This window comes from Amycolatopsis albidoflavus, assembly GCF_039525725.1.
GTDB lineage: Bacteria > Actinomycetota > Actinomycetes > Mycobacteriales > Pseudonocardiaceae > Amycolatopsis > Amycolatopsis albidoflava.
On the sequence record NZ_BAAAHV010000016.1, the window covers coordinates 104102 to 121952 of the forward strand.

At 69.4% G+C, this 17851-nt stretch carries 18 protein-coding genes; 8 read left to right on the forward strand and 10 right to left on the reverse strand.

The window, feature by feature from the left end; all coding sequences use genetic code 11:
- Positions 1–15 precede the first annotated feature (15 nt).
- Positions 16–846, reverse strand: a complete 831-nt coding sequence (locus ABD156_RS26635) for an ABC transporter ATP-binding protein (protein WP_344279286.1) — start codon at positions 844–846, stop codon at positions 16–18.
- Between the two features lie 188 nt (positions 847–1034).
- Here ABD156_RS26635 and ABD156_RS26640 point away from each other — a divergent pair, with 188 nt between their 5' ends.
- Positions 1035–2384 carry an aminotransferase class I/II-fold pyridoxal phosphate-dependent enzyme gene (locus tag ABD156_RS26640; protein WP_344279289.1) on the forward strand — a complete coding sequence of 450 codons (1350 nt, stop codon included), beginning with the start codon at positions 1035–1037 and terminating at the stop codon, positions 2382–2384.
- Entirely contained in the window at positions 2381–3076 is a 696-nt protein-coding gene (locus tag ABD156_RS26645) for a GNAT family N-acetyltransferase (protein ID WP_425546113.1), read from the forward strand. The genes ABD156_RS26640 and ABD156_RS26645 overlap by 4 nt, the downstream gene beginning before the upstream one ends.
- A 1-nt stretch (position 3077) precedes the next feature.
- Here the strand turns inward: ABD156_RS26645 and ABD156_RS26650 are convergent, their stop codons facing one another.
- The 5 genes from ABD156_RS26650 to ABD156_RS26670 all read right to left on the reverse strand — a co-directional run bounded on the left by ABD156_RS26650 (position 3078) and on the right by ABD156_RS26670 (position 7641).
- Positions 3078–3464 (reverse strand): VOC family protein, encoded by a 387-nt coding sequence (locus ABD156_RS26650; protein WP_344279295.1) that lies wholly within the window; start codon positions 3462–3464, stop codon positions 3078–3080.
- Between the two features lie 47 nt (positions 3465–3511).
- On the reverse strand, positions 3512–4501 hold the full coding sequence (locus tag ABD156_RS26655; RefSeq protein ID WP_344279298.1) for a transporter substrate-binding domain-containing protein: 990 nt from the start codon (positions 4499–4501) through the stop codon (positions 3512–3514).
- Entirely contained in the window at positions 4498–5283 is a 786-nt protein-coding gene (locus ABD156_RS26660) for an amino acid ABC transporter ATP-binding protein (RefSeq protein ID WP_344279301.1), read from the reverse strand. The genes ABD156_RS26655 and ABD156_RS26660 overlap by 4 nt, the downstream gene beginning before the upstream one ends.
- Positions 5280–6254 (reverse strand): amino acid ABC transporter permease, encoded by a 975-nt coding sequence (locus ABD156_RS26665; RefSeq protein WP_344279304.1) that lies wholly within the window; start codon positions 6252–6254, stop codon positions 5280–5282. The genes ABD156_RS26660 and ABD156_RS26665 overlap by 4 nt, the downstream gene beginning before the upstream one ends.
- 151 nt (positions 6255–6405) lie before the next feature.
- Complete coding sequence (locus ABD156_RS26670; RefSeq protein ID WP_344279307.1) at positions 6406–7641, reverse strand: FAD-binding protein; 1236 nt, start codon at positions 7639–7641, stop codon at positions 6406–6408.
- A 65-nt stretch (positions 7642–7706) separates the two neighbouring features.
- Here ABD156_RS26670 and ABD156_RS26675 point away from each other — a divergent pair, with 65 nt between their 5' ends.
- The 6 genes from ABD156_RS26675 to ABD156_RS26700 all read left to right on the forward strand — a co-directional run bounded on the left by ABD156_RS26675 (position 7707) and on the right by ABD156_RS26700 (position 13384).
- A complete protein-coding gene (locus ABD156_RS26675) occupies positions 7707–8564 on the forward strand; it encodes an NAD(+)/NADH kinase (RefSeq protein WP_344279309.1) in 858 nt (285 codons plus the stop codon).
- A gap of 150 nt (positions 8565–8714) precedes the next feature.
- The gene (locus ABD156_RS26680) at positions 8715–9368 is read left to right on the forward strand and encodes a VldE C-terminal domain-containing protein (RefSeq protein ID WP_344279312.1); all 654 of its coding nucleotides are present in this window, start codon (positions 8715–8717) and stop codon (positions 9366–9368) included.
- 109 nt (positions 9369–9477) lie between these two features.
- Positions 9478–10791 carry a M14 family zinc carboxypeptidase gene (locus tag ABD156_RS26685; RefSeq protein ID WP_344279315.1) on the forward strand — a complete coding sequence of 438 codons (1314 nt, stop codon included), beginning with the start codon at positions 9478–9480 and terminating at the stop codon, positions 10789–10791.
- 62 nt (positions 10792–10853) lie between these two features.
- On the forward strand, positions 10854–11426 hold the full coding sequence (locus ABD156_RS26690) for a hypothetical protein (RefSeq protein ID WP_344279318.1): 573 nt from the start codon (positions 10854–10856) through the stop codon (positions 11424–11426).
- Positions 11427–11567: 141 nt separating this feature from the next.
- Positions 11568–12926 (forward strand): MFS transporter, encoded by a 1359-nt coding sequence (locus ABD156_RS26695; RefSeq protein ID WP_344279320.1) that lies wholly within the window; start codon positions 11568–11570, stop codon positions 12924–12926.
- Positions 12923–13384, forward strand: coding sequence for a MarR family winged helix-turn-helix transcriptional regulator (locus ABD156_RS26700; protein ID WP_344279323.1), 462 nt, complete (start codon positions 12923–12925; stop codon positions 13382–13384). The genes ABD156_RS26695 and ABD156_RS26700 overlap by 4 nt, the downstream gene beginning before the upstream one ends.
- A gap of 62 nt (positions 13385–13446) precedes the next feature.
- Here the strand turns inward: ABD156_RS26700 and ABD156_RS26705 are convergent, their stop codons facing one another.
- The 4 genes from ABD156_RS26705 to ABD156_RS26720 are packed head-to-tail and all read right to left on the reverse strand — an operon-like array spanning position 13447 to position 17831.
- Positions 13447–13668: a hypothetical protein gene (locus ABD156_RS26705; RefSeq protein WP_344279325.1), complete on the reverse strand. Its 222-nt coding sequence runs from the start codon at positions 13666–13668 to the stop codon at positions 13447–13449.
- 52 nt (positions 13669–13720) lie between these two features.
- Entirely contained in the window at positions 13721–15313 is a 1593-nt protein-coding gene (locus ABD156_RS26710; RefSeq protein WP_344279328.1) for an amidohydrolase, read from the reverse strand.
- Positions 15310–16374, reverse strand: coding sequence for a C45 family autoproteolytic acyltransferase/hydrolase (locus ABD156_RS26715; RefSeq protein ID WP_344279331.1), 1065 nt, complete (start codon positions 16372–16374; stop codon positions 15310–15312). Before ABD156_RS26715 ends, ABD156_RS26710 begins: the two co-directional genes overlap by 4 nt.
- A 20-nt stretch (positions 16375–16394) precedes the next feature.
- Positions 16395–17831: a purine-cytosine permease family protein gene (locus tag ABD156_RS26720; protein ID WP_344279334.1), complete on the reverse strand. Its 1437-nt coding sequence runs from the start codon at positions 17829–17831 to the stop codon at positions 16395–16397.
- Positions 17832–17851 lie beyond the last annotated feature (20 nt).

Genomic DNA, 17851 nt, shown 5'->3' on the forward strand with positions numbered 1-17851 from the left:
GAACTCGGGGATGGGTCAGGCTGAGCGGACCGGCCGCGGCCGGGAGGTGTGCCGTCCGACCGGGCGCGTGCGGACGTGCCCCTCGTCGTCGACATGGACGTCGATGCGCAGGCCGTAGACGTCGCTGAGCGCCTCGGCGGTCAGCACGTCGGCCGGGCGGCCGGTCGCGTGGACGGCGCCGCGGCACAGCAGCACCACCTCGTCGGCGACGGCGGCGGCCTGGTCGAGGTCGTGCAGCACGACGCCGACCGCGACACCGTGCTCGTCGGCGAGGTCGCGCACGAGATCCAGCGTTTCGATCTGGTAGCGCAGGTCGAGGAAGGTCGTCGGCTCGTCGAGCAGGACGACACCGGTGTCCTGGGCGAAGCAGGTCGCCAGCCAGACGCGCTGGAGTTCGCCGCCGGACAGCTCGTCCACCGGGCGCTCGGCCATCCCGTCGACGCCGGTGTGCCGCATGGCCCGCTCGACCAGCTCCGGTCCCTCGGGATCGCCGGAGCCGAAGCGGCCGCGGTACGGGTGGCGGCCGTAGGACACGACGTCGCGCACGCGCACGCCGCCGGGCGTGGGGCGCGACTGGGTCAGCAGCGTGACCTGGCGGGCGAACTCCTTGGGGGACAAGGCGAGCGCGTCTTGCCCGGCCAGGGCGACGTCGCCCGCGGTCAGCGGGTGCAGCCGGGCGAGCGAGCGCAGCAGCGTCGACTTGCCGGAGCCGTTGGGCCCGACCAGGACGGTGACCGCGCCCGCGCGCAGGACGATCTCGGCGTCCTGGACCACCGGCTTTCCGCCGTAGCCGAGCGCGAGCCCGGTGCCGGCGAGCGCCGGTGCTTCCGGCCAGGAGTGACTCATGAAGGTTAGCCTAACCTGATCGAGTGAAATTCCGAAAGCGGACACCGCGGCGGTGTCGGACGTCACGGGCGTTTTGTACCGGGCGGGCCCGCCAGGATGTGAAACGCCTTTGCCGCGTGCCGTTGCCGCTCTAGCTTCTGATCGGGTCAGAGGTTTTCGGATTTCCGGGTGACGAGGGGAGCCGGTGCGTGGCCACGGGCGAACTCGCGACGACGACGCTGCCGGTCGGGGCAGGCTGGCTCGGGTCCCGCATCGGCGAGCGCACCGCGCGGGGCGTGGCCGGGACGGTGTCCGGCCTGATCCGCGACGGGGAGGTGCCGCCCGGCACGCGGCTGCCCACCGTGCGGGCGCTGGCCGCCGAGCTTTCGGTGAGCCCCACGACGATCGCCGAGGCGTGGTCGCAGCTGCGGGCGGCCGGATTGATCGGCACGGGCCGGCGGCGCGGCACGATAGTGCTGGAACCGCCGTCGAGCCCGCCGCCGGAGCGCGCGTTTTCCGGCTGGCAGACGGTCGATCTGGAACACGGCTTGCCGGATCCGGGATTGCTGCCGCCGCTGGAGGACGCCGTCGCCGCGGGTGTCCACACGGAACGGTTCGGCGGCCTGGTCAAGAACTCGATCACGCCGCAATTGCGCGCCGCGGTGAAGCCGACGTGGCCGTTCGCCGCCGAATCGTGGACGGTCGCGGCCGGCGGGCAGGACGGGATGCTGCTGGCCTGCCAGGCGGTCGCGCGGCCGGGCGACGTGATCGCGCTCGAAGCGCCGACCGCGCCGTGGCTGCGCGAATTGCTGCGGCGGTCGCGGATCCACGTGGTGCCGGTGCGGTGCGACGAGGACGGGCCGCTGCCGTCCTCGCTCGCGGCGGCGCTGGAACACCGGCCGGTCGCCTTTGTTTATCAGCCGCGCGCACAGTCGCCGCTCGGGCATTCGGTTCCGGCGGACCGGCTCGCGGAACTCGCCGCCGTACTGTCCGAAGAGGACCTCACGGTGATCGAGGACGACGATTTCGGGCCGTTGGCTTCGTCCCCGTCGCTGAGCCTCGGCACGCGCTTGCCCGGCCGGGTGTTGCTGGTGCGGTCGTATTGCACGGCGTTCGGGCTTGAATTGCGCAGCTGCGTGATCGGCGGGTCGGCGGCGCTGGTGGAGCGGGTGCGGCAGCAGCGCGGGCCTGGATCGGTGTGGTCGAGCCGGATTCTTCAGGACGCGCAGGCGTTTCTGCTGACCGATCCCGGCAGCGCGGAACTGCTGAACCGGGCTCGGCATCGGTACGCGCAACGGCGGACGGCGTTGACGGAAGCGTTGCGGGAGCACGGGATTTCGGTGCGAGCGCGGGACGGTTTGACGTTGTGGGTGCCGGTTCCGGAGGAGTCGCGGACGTTGATGACCTTGGCGGCCAACGGGGTTTCGGCCGGGTCGGGTACTCGTGCGGGCAATCCGGGGACGCCGCATATCCGGATAGCGACGGGACAGCTGCCGGACGATCCGGCTTTGGTGGCGGACCTGGCCCGGATGATCGCCCGGGCCGCGCGGCGGGCTTGATGTCTGTTTTGGACAATGCCGCGTGGGCTTCGCTGACTGGCCCGCATGCCGGTTTCGCGGAGCGGGTCGGACAGGCCGTGCGCTATCCAACCGATGTTTCGGTCTTCTCGGCCGTGCCCGACAAGCCGACTGCCGGCGTGTGGGACGACGTCGCCGCGCTCGCCGGTCCCGGGGCGGTGGTGCCGGTCTTCGCGCAGGCTGGGTCGCCTCCTCCGGATTGGGAGCTGCTGGAGGAGATGGCCGGGGTCCAACTGGTGGACGCCGGGGTCGACGCCGCGCCCGACCCGGAGGCTGTCCGGTTGACGGTGGCCGATGTGCCGGAGATGCTGGATCTGGTCGCTCGGACGAAACCTGGTCCGTTTTTGCCGCGGACTGTGCTGCTCGGGACGTATCTCGGCATCCGGCACCACGGCGCGCTGGTCGCGATGGCGGGGGAGCGGCTGCACCCGCCGGGGTGGACGGAGATCAGCGCGGTGTGCACGGACCCGGCTTATCGCGACCGCGGTCTCGCCGGGCGGTTGGTGCGCGCGGTGGCCGCGGGGATCCGCGACCGGGGCGAGACGCCGTTCATGCACGCGGTGGCGACGAATGTGAACGCGATCCGGCGTTATGAGGGAATGGGGTTTCGGTTGCGGCGCACTAATACGTTCGGGCGGGTGCGCATTCCGGACGACTGGCGAGCGGCGGCTTGAATCAGCTCCCGGTTCGGTAATGCTCTCCTTGCCGGGGAAGGGCGAGACAGAACGGATGCCCGGCGGGGTCGGTGTAGACGCGGAACAGGGGCGCGCTGTCCACTAGCCGCGCTCCCAGCGCCAGGACCCGGCGTTCGGCCTCGTCGAGATCGGCGACCTCGACATCGAGGTGCATCTGCTGCGGATCGCGCGGGTCCGGCCAGGCCGGCGGGCGGTAATCGGAGACCTGCTGGAAGCCGAGGCGCGGTTCGCTTCCGGACGTCGCGGCGATCGACACCCAGGCTTCCTCGTCTTCGACCCGGTGCATGCCCAGCAAGGCCTCGTAGAACGCGGCCAGTTTCCGCGGTTCCGGGCAATCGACGACCAGGGCGAGCCAGTGTCCGATCATCTGCCCAGTCTGGCAGGCCTCCGGCGGGCCGGAGACCTGCCAGGCGGTCAGGAATCGCTCAACGGCAGGCCCGGCGGGTTCACGTCGGCCTTCTTCACCGCTTCGTTCTCCAACCCGTACGCCGCAAGCCATTTCGCGTACTGGCCATGCTGAATCAGATAGTCGATCGCCGCCGCGACCGGCTTCACCAGGCCGTTGTCCTTTTTGGTCGTAGCGGCGATCAGCCCCTGCAGCGTGGCCCCGGCGCCGGAGTACTTGCCCGCGCTGCGGGTCGGGTTCGGGGTCTTCGCGGTCTGCGTCGCGTGGTAGGCGATGCCCGGATTCGGCGCGAAGTACGCGTCGATCCGGCCGGACGCCAGCGCCAGGTACGTGCTGTTCTTGTCCGCGAAATTGCGCACGTCGAGCTTCTTGCCCTCGGCGGTCAGCTTCCGCTGCCATTCCTTGAGGATTTTCTCCTGGTTGGTACCGCTGTCGACGGCGACGGTCTTTCCGGCCAGCACTTCGTAATTGCCGTCGAAGTTCCATGTGTTCGCGCGGTTCGTCTCGAAGCCGAGGTTGTCCTCGCGGTAGGCGGCGAAGTCGAAACCTTGCTGTTTGCGCTGTTCGGTCACCGTGATGTTCGAGAATCCGGCGTCGAACTGGCCGCTTTGCAGGCGTACGAACAGGTTTTGCCAGGAAGCGTTCTGGACGTCCGGCTCCAGTCCGAGCACCGCGGCGACGAGACGGCCGAGGTCGGGTTCGGCTCCGGTGAGGGTGCGTTGATCGGTGCCGACGTAGGCCAGCGGCGGGAAGCCGGACGGCAGCGCGCCGACGCCGATCGTCAGCTTGCCCTTGTCGAGAAACTTCTTCGGCAGTTGCGCGCGGATCTCCGCGACGACGGGCACGGTCAGCGAAACCGGGTGCGCGTCGGCGGTGTTCGCGGCGACGGAAACGGTCTGCGAGCCGTTTGCGCTGGTCGACGCCTGGGTGCTGCCGCCGCACGCGCCGGCGAGCAGCGCGACTGCGGCGAGGACGGGCAGGATCGTGCGGGTTTTCATGCGTGCTCCGGGATTTCGAGGCGAGCGACCTTCCCGAGGAAGGCTCGGGTCCGGTCGTGGCGAGGGTGGTCGAGGACGGCTGACGGCGGTCCTTCTTCGATGACGCGGCCTTCGTCGAGGAATACGACGTGGTCGGCGATCTCACGGGCGAATCCGATTTCGTGTGTCACCACGATCATCGTCGTGCCGGAGCGCGCCAGCTCGCGGATCACGGCCAGCACTTCGCCGACCAATTCCGGGTCGAGTGCGGACGTCGGTTCGTCCAGCAGGATCAGCTGCGGTTCGAGTGCGAGCGCCCTCGCGATGGCGACCCGTTGCTGCTGCCCGCCGGACAGTTGCCGCGGGTACGCCCTTTCCTTGTCCTCCAGACCCACGCGGGCAAGCAATTCCTTCGCCCGCGCTTCCGCGTCGGTGCGGGCCAGCCGTTGTGTGACGATCGGCGCTTCCACGATGTTGTCGAGGATGGTGAGATGCGGGAAGAGATTGAAATTCTGGAACACAAAGCCGATCCGGGACCGTTGGCGCAGAATCGCGCGCTCGCTCAGTTCCTTGAACCGGTCGCCGTGCACGCGCACGCCGACGAGTTCGTCGTCGATGCTTACGTAGCCGCTGTCAAGGCGTTCCAGATGGTTGATCGTCCGCAACAAAGTCGATTTCCCGGAACCGGACGGTCCCAGGACCACGGTCACTTGCCCGCCGGGCGCGGTGAGGTCGATCCCGTCGAGCACCCGGATTCCGTCGTACGTCTTGACCGCGCTCCGAACGCGGACTTCGGCGCTCATCGGGCCACCCCCAGCGCGCGCAGCCGGGCGCGGAACCGCTGGAACGGCGTCGGCGGAACAGTGCGCAGCGCGCCACGGGAAAAGAAGCGCTCGACGTAATACTGGATCACTGACAGGACGCTGGTGAGAATGATGTACCAGACCGTGCCGACGAGCAGCAGCGGAATGATCTGCCCGCTGTTGGTGCTGGCCTGGGTTTCGACCACGCCGAACAATTCCAGCAGCGACGTGATGTAGACGACCGAAGTGCCTTTGAGCAGGCCGATCAGCTGGTTGGCGTAGGCGGGCACGATCGCGCGAGTCGCCTGCGGCAGGATGATTCGCCGGTATTGCCGGAATCGCGGAAGCCCCAGCGCGGCCGCCGCTTCGAGCTGGCCCTGGTCCACCGAAAGCACGCCGGCACGAACGATTTCCGCCGCGTACGCGGCTTCGTTCAAGCTCAGGCCCAGCACGGCGACGACGAAGAAACTCAGCACGTCGGTGGCGCTGAAGCTGAAAAACGACGGGCCGAACGGGATGCCGAGGCTCAGCGTGCTGTACAGCGCGGTCACGTTGGCGAGGAACAGCAGCAGCACGATCAGCGGAATCGAGCGGAAGATCCACACGTAGGCCCACGAAACCGCTTGGAGCAGCGGGTTTTTCGACAGCCGCAGCAACGCGAGCACGATGCCGCCGACGAGCCCGAACACCGCGGCGAGGCCGGTCAGTTCGAGGGTGAGCACCAGCCCGTCGAGGATCACCGGACGGAAGAACCAATAGCCGAAGACGTTCCACTGGAACACCGGATTGGTGATCAGCGCGTGCGCCAATTGGGCTAGCAGCACGAGTACGACCGCAGCAGCGACCCAGCGTCCAGGACGGCGCAACGGGGCGACTTTCTTCGCGGCCAGCTCGCGCAACCGCGCTTCACCGGGCGGTTCGGGACCCGCTGACGGCACCGGCACGGCGCGCAGCGTCGGAGGAGAACTCACAGTGGCTCCTGGGGATCGCGGAGAGGGCGATCGCCACTGTGACCCGCGGGGTTCCCGGCTGTCGAGTGTCCTCTTGGGACTCCCACATGGTGAGCGCGGTGGTACGGAGGGAGGTTTTGTACCGGCTTTGTTACTGACTATCCACTGTGGACTAACGGGGCAAGTGCCGGTCCAGGAAAGGATTCCGGAACTTCCCGGCCGGGTCCAGCTCCGCCGCCAACTTGCGGAACTGTCGCACCCCCTGGTGGTCAAGATCCAAAGCCGCGCCGTGGAACAGCTTCCCCCAATGTGCCCGAACGCCAAACGGAGCGAGCTTCTCTTCGATCAGCGGCAGCACCGCTTCCACCTCCGGCTGGCGCTGCTGCCAGGTGAAATGCACCGCCACCCGATCACCGCCATACGCTGGGCTCAGCCAGAGTTCGTCACCGGCGACAGTGCGGATCTCCGACACCACCAGCAACGGCGCGATGAGGTCGCCGATGCTGCGCAACGCCTCGAACGCGGCAGCCGCATGCGTGCGCGGCACGAAGTACTCGCTCTGCAATTCCGCCCCGACGCTTGGCGCGAATTCCAGCCGGAAATGCGGCAGCCGGGCGTACCACGGTCCGGGAACGCCGCCTTGCACCGTGGTGTTTTCCGCCGAAATGCGCGCTGCGTGGGCGGGGTGGCGCGGACCGTCGGCGGGAACGGCGCCGAACAGAGAGCCGGGGATCTCGGCCGGTACCCGGTTCTTCAGCAGGACTTGGTCGACGACGTCGCGTGCCCAGTTCGTGAACAGGCTGACGCTGTAGCCCGCCGCCTGGATGTCGTCGAAGTGCTCCAGCGCGGCGGACCACGGGAGGGTGTCGAAAACGTCTTGGCGCACCGAGAAAGTCGGCTCTAGATCGAGGGTGAGCCGGGTGTGGACGCCGAGCGCGCCGACGTTCACCACCACTCCGGGGAACTCGGCGTCGGCGCGGGAGAAGGTGCGCAGGGAGCCGTCGGCGGTGAGGAGTTCGACGGCGGACACCGCTGAGGCCAGGCCGGGCAGTCGCTGTCCGGAGCCGTGGGTGCCGGTCGCGACGCTGCCGGCCACGGTGATGTGGGGGAGCGACGCCAGGTTGGCCAGGGCGTACCCGGCCTCGTGCACCTGCGCGACGACGTCGCCGTAGCGGGTCGCGCCGCCGATGGTGAGCGTCTCGGCGGTGATTTCCGGGGCGATGTCGACGGCGGAAAGATCGAGTTGGACGCCGTCCGGGCTGTCGGCGACCGTGTTGAAGCTGTGCCGGCTGCCGAGCGCCTTGACCCGGGTCGCACCGGCGACGAGTTCTTGCGCCTCGGAAAGGGTGCGCGGGGCGAGGATCTCGCGGGCGCGGTAGGTGAGATTGCCAGCCCAGTTTTCGATCACGAACGCCGAGCCTAACCGGCCCCGGCGCGGCAGACTGGGGACAGGCTGAGACGAGGAGACCCGACATGCATTCCGCTGGACTCGTGCTGCACCCGCGCCGCGACTCGAAAGCCGCGGTCGACGCGGTGCTGGGCTGGGCCGCCGGGCGCGGGATCGAGATCCTCGGCATCGAGGACGAGATCGCGCGAGTCGACTGTTCGGCGACCGGAGTCCAGCCTGCTGAACTGGGCAAACGGTCGGATCTGGTGGTCAGCCTCGGCGGCGACGGCACCATGCTGCGCGCGATGCGGCTCGCCGACGGGCAGCACGCGCCGGTGCTCGGCGTCAACCTCGGGAAGCTCGGGTTTCTCGCCGAGGTCGACGTCCCGGACCTGCCGCTCGCGCTGTCCGCGATCGACCGGGAAGAGTTCACCGTCGAGCCCCGGATAGCGGTTGACGCGCGGTTCGGCGGCCGGATCGAGACCGCGTTCAACGACGTCGCGGTGGTGCGCGTGCCCGGCGACGGGAGCGCTGTGGTCGCGGTGCTGGTGAACGGCGAACAGTTCGTGAGCTACGCGGCCGACGCGGTCGTGGTCGCGACGCCGACCGGATCCACCGCGTACAGCTTCTCCGCCGGCGGGCCGATCACAAGCCCGGCGGTGGAAGCGCTGCTGGTCACGCCCGCCGCGCCGCATTCGGCGTACAGCCGCGGCGTCGTGTTGTCCGTGCACGACACCGTGACGCTGGAGGTGCTGCCGTCGAGCGGGCGGCTCGCGGTGGAGGTCGACGGTCAAGTCGCGGGGTATGTCGGGCCTGGCGAAACGATCGACCTGCACGCCCGGCCGAACGCGGCCCGCGTGGTCCGGCTCGGCATGACGACCTTCTACCAGCGCGCCCGGCGCAAGCTGCGGCTGACTGATTCGGCGGAGATTCCGCTGTCCTGAGCAGGCCGGGCGTTCACCTGGTAATCGCGCGCTGACCTGCCGTTATCTCCTCCGTTCTGTGCCCGCTGTCACTTGTCGGTGACATTGCCGTGTCCTATTCGTAATGTCGGGGCGGCTTTGCGGGTCCGAACGAGGAGATGGTGGTGCGAGGTGTCCGGTAGACATCGGGACGGGTCGAAGTCGTGGCGGCTGCCGGCCGCGGCGGGCGTGCTGGCTGTCGGCGCGCTGGCGGTGCCGGTGTGGCTGACCGCCGGCGCGGTCGAGCCGCAGCAGTTCCCGGCCGCCGCCGCGGAGATGCACGCGTTCAGCGCGCCACGGGCGTCGAGCACCGCTCCGTCCACCACCTCGACGCCGCCCACGACGTCTTCCAGCGCTGCCCCGACGACGTCTTCGTCTTCGCCGACCAGCAAAACGACCACGAGCACTTCGGCGACCCCGGCGGCGAAAGCGTGTTCGTCCACATTGGCCGGTACGCAGCCCGCGGTGGCGCAGGCGGGCAATTACCTCAAGGAGAAGTTCTCGGTGGAGACGGTCGGCGGCCGGGCCGGACGGTCCGGCGCGAGCGACCATCCGGCGGGTCTCGCGCTGGACTTCATGGTCGACACGAAGACCGGAAACGCTTTGGCCGCTTATGTTCTCGAGCACCAGAGCGAACTCGGCGCGAAGTACGTGATCTGGCAGCAGCGCTACAACGACGGCGGCGGCTGGTCGGCGATGGAGGACCGCGGCGGCGAGACCGCGAACCATTACGACCACGTCCACGTTTCGTTCGAGCGCGGTGCGAAGGTCTCGGTCACCTGCTGACACCCGACTTTCGGAGGTGGGCCGGATTCCTCGCGGAGAGCACACTGTGCGCGGCCGATTGGTCACCGTCCGCACGGGGTGACCTTCCTTCGCTGCGTGAGGAGCTCCGATGGCGGGCAAGTTCTCGATCCGGCTCACTCTCAGCGTCGTCGGAGTGCTGGTCGCACTCGGCGGCACCACGACCGCCACAGCCGCCGCCGCGCCGGACGATCCGGTTTCGTGGCGCGTACCCGCTACGCCCGCGCAGGCCGCCGACCTGGCCCGCGCCGGGTTCGATGTCGCCGAAACCAGCCCGGGTGTGGCCTACGTGGTCGGGAACCAGGCAGTCGCCGGGCAGTTGCGAGACCGCGGTTATGCGCCGGAATTCTTCGACACTGTCTACAAAGGAGTGACGACGCGCGCCGCGGGCGACACTTTCTACGGCGGCTATCGGACTGTTCCGGCGCAGGAAGCGCATCTCGCGAAAGTCGCGGCCGCGCACCCGGATCTGGCGACCGAGTACACCCTCGGCGAATCGTGGCTGAAGACCCAGGGCAGGGGCGGCCACGACATCAACGCGATCTGCCTGACCAAGAAACAGGACGGCGACTGCACGCTGTCCACGACGTCGCCGAAGCCGAAATTCGTGGTGATGGCACAGATCCACGCCCGGGAGATCTCCACGGGCGAGCTTGCCTGGCGCTGGATCGACTACCTCGCCGACGGCTACGGCACCGACGCCACCGCGAAGTCCATTTTGGACACCACTGAGGTGTGGGTGGTGCCGATCTCGAACCCGGACGGCGTCGACATCGTCGCTTCCGGCGGCAACTCGCCGAAACTGCAGCGCAAGAACGCGGACACCAGCAACGGCAATTGCGGCGGGACGAACAGCGGCATCGACCTGAACCGCAACTCGACCTTCCGCTGGGGCGCGGACTCGAACTCGCCGTGCGCGGAGACCTACCAGGGCCCGGAGGCCGGCTCGGAACCCGAAGTCCAGGCGCTGGAGAAGCTGTTCCGCTCGATCTACCCCGAACAGCGCGGCAGCGGCGACAACGACCCCGCTCCCGACACCGCTCGCGGCACGATGATCACGTTGCACAGCTACGGAAACGACATCATCGTCCCGTGGGGTTTCACCTCTGACCCCGCGCCGAACGACGCCGCACTGCGCAAGCTCGGCGCGAAGTTCAGCGATTCGAACGGGTACCTGGTGGGGACGAACACGGAAACCGTGGGCTACTCGACGAGCGGCACGACGGACGACTTCACCTACGGCGCGCTGGGTGTCGCGAGCTTCACGTTCGAGGTCGGCGGCCAGAGCGGCAGTTGCGGCGGGTTCCTGCCGCGGTATTCGTGCGTGGACAGCACGTTCTGGCCGAAAAATAAGGGCGCACTGATCACCGCGGCCCAGTCGGCGGCGGCTCCGTATCAGCAGTGAGGTGCGGTTGAGCGCGATGCACTCAGGCATGTGACGCCTGGGTGCACCGTAGCGTGTCCGGAGTGGACTACTTGCGGTGGCGCGACGACATGCGCCAAGCGATCGACGGTTATATGCCCCGTGTTCAGGCCATCTTCGCCCGATTCGGCCAGCTTGAGCCGGACACGGTGTCGGACGAGGTCGATTCCGTCGCGCTGCGGAAAGCCGGGGAGGTCGACCCGCCACTGCCGCGGACGCTGCTTGAGCTATACGCGTCCATCAGGGAAGCGAGCTTCGCGCACCTGCACAACGCTTACTTCATTCACTCCCTCGACTTGGTGCTGGACGGTCTGCACCGTTCCGGCATTCCCGCCTGGGCGCCCGAAGTCACCGACGAGCGGCTCGCCGTCTTCGCCTCGGACGGCGGCGGGCGCATGTTCGCGGTCGGATACCGCAGCGGAACCGTGTTCAGGCTTCCGGTCGGGGCTGTCGTGGACAAGGTCTACGACTGCTCGATCGACTCCATCGGGCCGGGCGAGATCGCGAAGGACATCCCGGATTTCCTGGACCGGCTTCTGGGGATCGCACAAGCCTTCAGCGAGGAGGATGACGAGGACGACGACGAGGACGACGACGAGGAACGCGCCATCCTGTGAGGGGTCGCTACCTTCAGTTAACTCGTCGGGCGATCTATCTCACCCCGCCGCTCAGGTAAACGTCACCATCCCAGGGCTTTCATATGTACGTACATCCCGTACAGTAGTTCTGTAGCAGAACTACTTAAACGGGAGGCGGCAGTGACGATCGGCCTGGAGCGGGCTCGGCCGGCGGTCGTGCGGGATCATCCGAAGGCTGGGTGGTTCGCCGTCGGCGCGGTGTGTTTCGGGGCCTTCATGGGGCAGCTCGACGCCAGCATCGTCACGCTCACCTTCCCCGCGCTGCAGCACGAGTACGGGGCTCCGCTGGCCGCCGTCCAGTGGGTGTCGCTGGCGTATCTGCTCGCGCTGGTGGGATTGCTGGCCGCAGTCGGGCGGGTCGCCGACGCGGTCGGGCGGAAGCTGACTTACGTGCAGGGGTTCGGCGTGTTCACCGTCGCGTCGATCGCGTGCGGGCTCGCGCCGACGCTCGGCTGGCTGGTCGCGTTCCGCGTGATCCAGGCGATCGGGGCGGCGATGTTGCAGGCCAACAGTGTCGCGCTGGTGGTGCGCAGCGTCCGCGAGGGCCGGGCACGCGCCGCGCTCGGGGTGCAGGCGGCGGCGCAGGCGCTGGGGCTCGCGCTCGGACCCGCGGTGGGCGGGCTGCTGGTCGACACCGTCGGCTGGCGATGGGTTTTCCTGGTGAACGCGCCGGTCGGGCTCGCCGGACTGATCGCCGGGCGTTACCTCCTGCCGCGCACCCGCGAGCGCACGCCGCTGGGCCGCTTCGACGGGGCGGGGGTCGGGCTGCTGGCGACCGCGTCGACGGCGTTGTTGCTGGTGATTTCCGGAGTGTCCGGGCTGGAGATGCCGGGGTGGCTGCTCGTCGCGCTGGCCGGGGCGACCGTCCTCGCCGCGATCGGGTTCGTGGTGCGGGAGAAGGCGGCGAGCAGCCCGATTTTGCAGCTGTCGGTGTTGCGGCCGCCGGTGGTGTCGCTGGGGCTGGCCGGGGCGTTGTGCGGATACCTCGTGTTGTTCGGGCCGCTGACGCTGCTGCCGCAGGTGCTCGGCACGGCGGGCGGGACCGGCGCGGTGCTGACGTGTCTTCCCGCCGGGTTCGCGGTCGCGGCGGTGCTGGCCGACCGGGTGCTGCCGAAGCGGCTCGGGTCCCGCGGACGCACGGTGCTGGGCGCGCTCGTCGCGGCGGCGGGATGCGCGGCGCTGGGGCCGGCGTCCGCTCCTTGGGAGGTGGGCGTGTCGCTGGTGGTGGCCGGGCTCGGTCTGGGAGTGTTCATTCCGGCCAACAACTCGGCTGTCATGAGCGCGATCCCGGCGCGGATGTCGGCCACCGGAGGAGGACTGGTGAACATGGCGCGCGGACTGGGGACGGCGCTGGGCGTGGCGCTCGTGACACTGTGCCTGCACTCCGGCGGCGAAACGGCCGCGCTGGCGGTGCTGGCCGGGGCCGGCGTCCTGGCCGCGGCGACCGGGCTGGCGGCGCGCCCGGAGCGGGCCCGGTGACCGCGCCCGAACCCGCGCTCGCCGACGTCGTCGCCCGGCTCCGGCGGGCCATGCGGCGGGCCGCGCGCACCGCGGATCCGGACAACACGTTGTCGGTGGCGCAGCTGGAGTTGTTGTCGTGCCTCTTCGAGAATCCCGGCGCGCGGCCGAGCCGGATCGCGCAGTTGCTGAAACTCGCGCCGAATTCGGTGACGACGATGGTCACGGGGCTGCGTTCGCGGGACCTCGTCACGCGCACCAGCGGCGGTGACGACCGGCGGACGGTGGCGCTCGAACTCACCGACACCGGCCGGGCCGCAGTCGAGCGGTGGCAGGGGCACAACGCGGCGATCTTGGCCGCCGCGCTGGACGGGGTGCATCCGGCGTGGCGGCACTTGATCGCGGCGGCGGTGCCCGCGTTGAACGAGCTGGTGGGGGCGATCGACGCGTTGGCGGAGTCGGATCCGGCGCGTCCGTGAGGGGAACCTTCACGGACTCAGAGTCCCTCAGGGTTCCCCTCACGCACCTGAGACGAACGTGGCTAAAGCGCGGGCGGTCCGGCTTCGACACGGCGCAGGACGGGGTCCAGCTTGTCCTCCTCCGGGCTTCCGAACGGAAGGCTCTCCTCCCACCACGTGACACCGGCCTCGGCGAACGGTTCGACGACGCTTCGCGCCTGCACCGGGTCGGCGGGGCTCGTTCCGCCGAGTACCACGTCGAACGGTGCGTCGGTGTCCCGCTCGCTCCGGATGTAGGCGATCATGTCCCGCACTTCGGCAACCTCCGGCAAACCCTGCCCAGCCCGGGCGAACACGTCAAACGGATTTGCCCGCCACGAAGGTCTGCCGCACCCGGGCCCGCAACAGTGCGTCCGGGGCTTCGACGAACGGATCGACGTCCAACACTGCGAAATCCGCGGCCAGGCCCGGCGCGAGCTGACCGGTCAGCCCGTCCCAGCGGCACGCGTAGGCGGCATCTCGGGTGCCGTGGGCCAGGGCTTCGGCCAACGGGAGGGCGTATTCCGGCAGGTTGGGTTCCAGGTCGGGATTCAAAGCGGACCGGCGGGTCGTCGCGATGTACATGTTCGGCAGCGGCGGATGCGGCGCGGTCGGGGCGTCGGAGCCGAACGCGAGGACGGCGCCGGCGGCGGTCAGTTCCGGCCACGGGAAGCCGCGCCGCACGCGGTCGTCGCCCAGTTTCGCGCGCCAGTTTTCCTGGATCGCCGGGTCCGCGTGCACCGGCTGCATCGACGCGACGGCACCGAGTTCGGCCAGCCGCTTGACGTTTTCCGCGGTTACGGTCTCCAGATGTTCGAGCCGATGCCGCCGGTCGCGCGGTCCGTTCACCTTGATCGCGTGCTCCAGCGCCGTCAGCGCGATGTCCGACGCTTCGTCGCCGATGGCGTGCATCGCGACCTGCAGACCCGCCGCGTCCGCCGCCGCGACCACCGGGGCCAGCGCCTCCGGCGGCCACAACGGCCCGGGATGACTGCCGTCGGCGAACGGCTTTTTCATGGCCGCGGTACAGGTATCGATGACTCCGTCGACCATCAGCTTGATCCCGGCCACTCGCAGCCACGGCCCGGACAGCCGGGCGCTCAGTTCGGCCGCGCGCTCGACCTGCCGCAGATCGTCCCGGGTGTTTCCGGTGCGTTCGATCAGCCAATGTCCGGCGACGCGGATCGGAAGCCGTCCGCCTTCGAGAGCTCGTTCCAGGGTGGCGAGATCGGCCTCGGTGAGCGCCATGTCGACAGCGGTCGTGACGCCGTCCGCGAGGTAGTGCGCGAACGCCGATGCCAGTGCGCGGTCGCGGTCGGCGTCGCTGGTCTGGTCGTCGAGGAAATGCCGCATCAGTTGCAGCGCAGCGGTTTCGTACAGCATCCCGTCCGGTTCGCCGGTCTCGTCGCGGCCGATGCGCCCGTCGAGCGGGTCGGGGGTGTCGCGGTCGATGCCCAGTTCGCGCAAGGCGGCGCTGTTGACCCACGCCGAGTGGACGTCGTTCGCGGCGAGGTAGACCGGCCGGTCCGGGACCACCGCGTCGATCAGTTTCCGGTGCGGCGCTTGGCCGCCGAGTGCGTCGAAAAGCCAGCTGCGGCCCAGGATTCGCGGTGCTTCCGGGGCGTCCGCGGCGGCGCGCGCGAGCCGGTGCTGGAGGTCTTCGGGGGAGCTCGCGGAGAACAGGTCCACTTGCTCCAGCGCTTCGCCCATCGACACCAGATGCGTGTGCGCGTCGACGAAACCGGGCAGCACGAAGGCTCCGTCCAGTTCGACCACCTGCGCCTCGATCCGGTCGGCCTCCGCGGTGCTGCCTACGTATTCGATCGTCTCGCCGCGTACGACCATGGATTCCGCCCATCCGGACGCGCTCGCGGTGAAGATCCGGCCGCCGCGGTAGTGCACCGGGGTCATCGGGCCACCACCGTTTCCGCGGCGGCGAACGTGCGCCAGCCCGCCAAGGTGTTCGGGCTGCCCGCGTGCACGCGGACGGTTCGGGCGGCGGGTTCGATCAGGACGGTGGCCAAGGTCGCCCAGCGGTCGCCGAACGCGGCGTCCGGATCCGGGACGCAGCACAGCTTCGGTTCGCCGGGATCGGAACGGAGGAAGGCGACGAGGTCCACGGCATGGGCGGGCGTCGGGTAGTCCTGCAGCCGGGTGGTCACCAGGGCGTGCCGCAGCTGGGAATCCGGTTCGAACAGTCCGCGTTTCTCGCGGGCGGCGGCGTCAGGGTCGAGGAAGTGGTTGGTGTGCACAAGAAAACCTGCTTCCGGGTCGAGGGTGGTCACTCCGGCCGGGCTCAGCTCGGCGCAGACGGCTGAGTCGGAGTCGAGCAGCGTAAAGGCTCCGGACGTGCGGATGGGGGCTGTTCGCAGCAGATCGAGCGCTTCGGCGGTGCTGCCTGCCTCGCCGAGGACGGCCGCGGCCAGCACGTGGACCGGGACACCGGCGGCGGAATCGTCCTGGTGGCCGAGGATGTTGAAGAACAAGCCGAGACCGGCGCTGTTCACGCCGATCTTGCCGAGGATGCCGTGTTCGGTTATCCCGGCGAAGGCGTATCGCGTGCCGTGCACTTCGTGGGTGTGCCAGCAGTTCGACAGTTCGGTGTGCCAGTCCCAGGTTTGGATTCCGAACGGCGAGCTGGTGCCGGGAACACGCACGAGGGTTGAGCATTCTGGCTGAGTGCGCGGGTCGGCGGCGATGATCTCGGTGCGTCCGTTGAGCGCTGCCGCCTGCCACAGTTCGATCCCGGCACCTACGGCGATGCCGGTGATTTCGTCGGCGTAGCAGCTCCGCCAAGCGGAGACGTTGTCCAGCAACCGGAGCGCGTAGGTCCGGATCTGCTGTTCGGGAATGCCGAGGGTGTCGAACCAGCGCAGGTACAGCTCCAGCGTGTCGGCGAGGCCGGCGCGCAGCTGGGTGCCGCGCGAGACGCCGCGGGCGTGCGGATCGGAATCGTTGACGAGCAGGTGCATTCTGTTCCTTGCGATCGGGGTCAGGCGGTGGCGCGAGGGCGGCCGGCGAGCAGGTAGATCGCGGCGGCGATCAGCATTCCGGCGGGCAGCGAGAAGTCGATCCCGCCGGCCGCGCTCGCCACGAATCCGGTGTACATCCCGGGAACGGCGAGACAGCAGGCGGACGCGGTCGCGCCGAGGACGAGGGCGGCGATGCCGGGCCAGTGCACGCCGCCGACGTACCAGAACGGGCCGCCGCGGCTCTCGTCGGCGAGCGCGTGACCGTCGTAGCGGTTGCGGCGCAGCAGAAGGTCGGTCACGTAGATCGCCATCATCGGGCCGAGCACGACGACCATCAGCTGCATCAGGTCGTTGACTGCCTTGAGGAAATCGGACACGAGCAAGGCGTACAGCGTGAGGAGCACTCCGGCGGTGCCGTCGAGCAGGACGCTGCGGGACCGGCGCAGGCGGACGCCGATCGCCTGCAGCGCGAGGCCGGAGCTGTACACGGTCATCGCGTTGTTGGCGATCGCGCCGAGAATCACCGCGATCAGGAAGATCGGGGTGAACCACGACGGCAGAACGGATTCCAGCGCGGCTTGCGGATCGCTCATGTCCAAAGTGGTCGCGGCGAACGCGCCGAGCGCGGTGAACGCGACGCTCGGCAGGAAGGCTCCGGCGGTGGTCCACGCGGCGACGGCGAACGGCTTGGTGTCGCGCGGAAGATAGCGCGCGAAGTCCGCGCTGGTGTTGTAGGACAACGCGGCGGACGCGACCAGGGCCACGCCGCCGGCCAGCGCCGCCCACAGCGCGGCCCCGTGCAGCGGCGTCGCGGGCTGGTAGCTCCACGCGGTGTGCCGGATCAGGAATCCGCCCAGCACCAGGAAAACCGCCGTCGTCACGATGGCGAGCGGCAGGTAGAGGCGCACGATCACGGAGTGGCCGTAGACGCTGATCACCAGCGTCGCGGCGGCGATCGTGACGATCACGAGGACTTTGCCCAGGGTGTTCAGCTCGATGCCGAGCCGCGCGCAGAGGCTGAACGCGGTCACCGAGGCCGCGGACCAGCTCAAGGCCACGTAGCAGACCGAAACGAGCCAGCCGTTCAGCCCGATCACGAAACGGTTGCCGCGCGTGCCGAACATCGCCCGCATGATGACCTCGCTCGGCGCGCCCGCCGCCGGGCCGCTGACCGCGACGAGGCCGACCAGCGCCCAGCACAGGTTGCCCACCACAATCACCGCGAGCGCCTGCAGCAGGCTCAACCCGCTGAGCACCAGCGCGCCGCCGACGACCAGGCTGAGGTAGCTGACGTTGGGCGCGGCCCACACCCCGAACAGGTCGCGGGCCCGGCCGTGCCGCTCGTCGTCGCCGATGACGTCGATGCCGTGGGCTTCCACCCGGGGGCCGCGCCCGGATCGGGCGGGCGGCGGCGCGGACGTGCCGGGCGGCGCGGGCGGGGTGGCGGGAGCGGTCATGGCGAACCTCCGGACCGGGG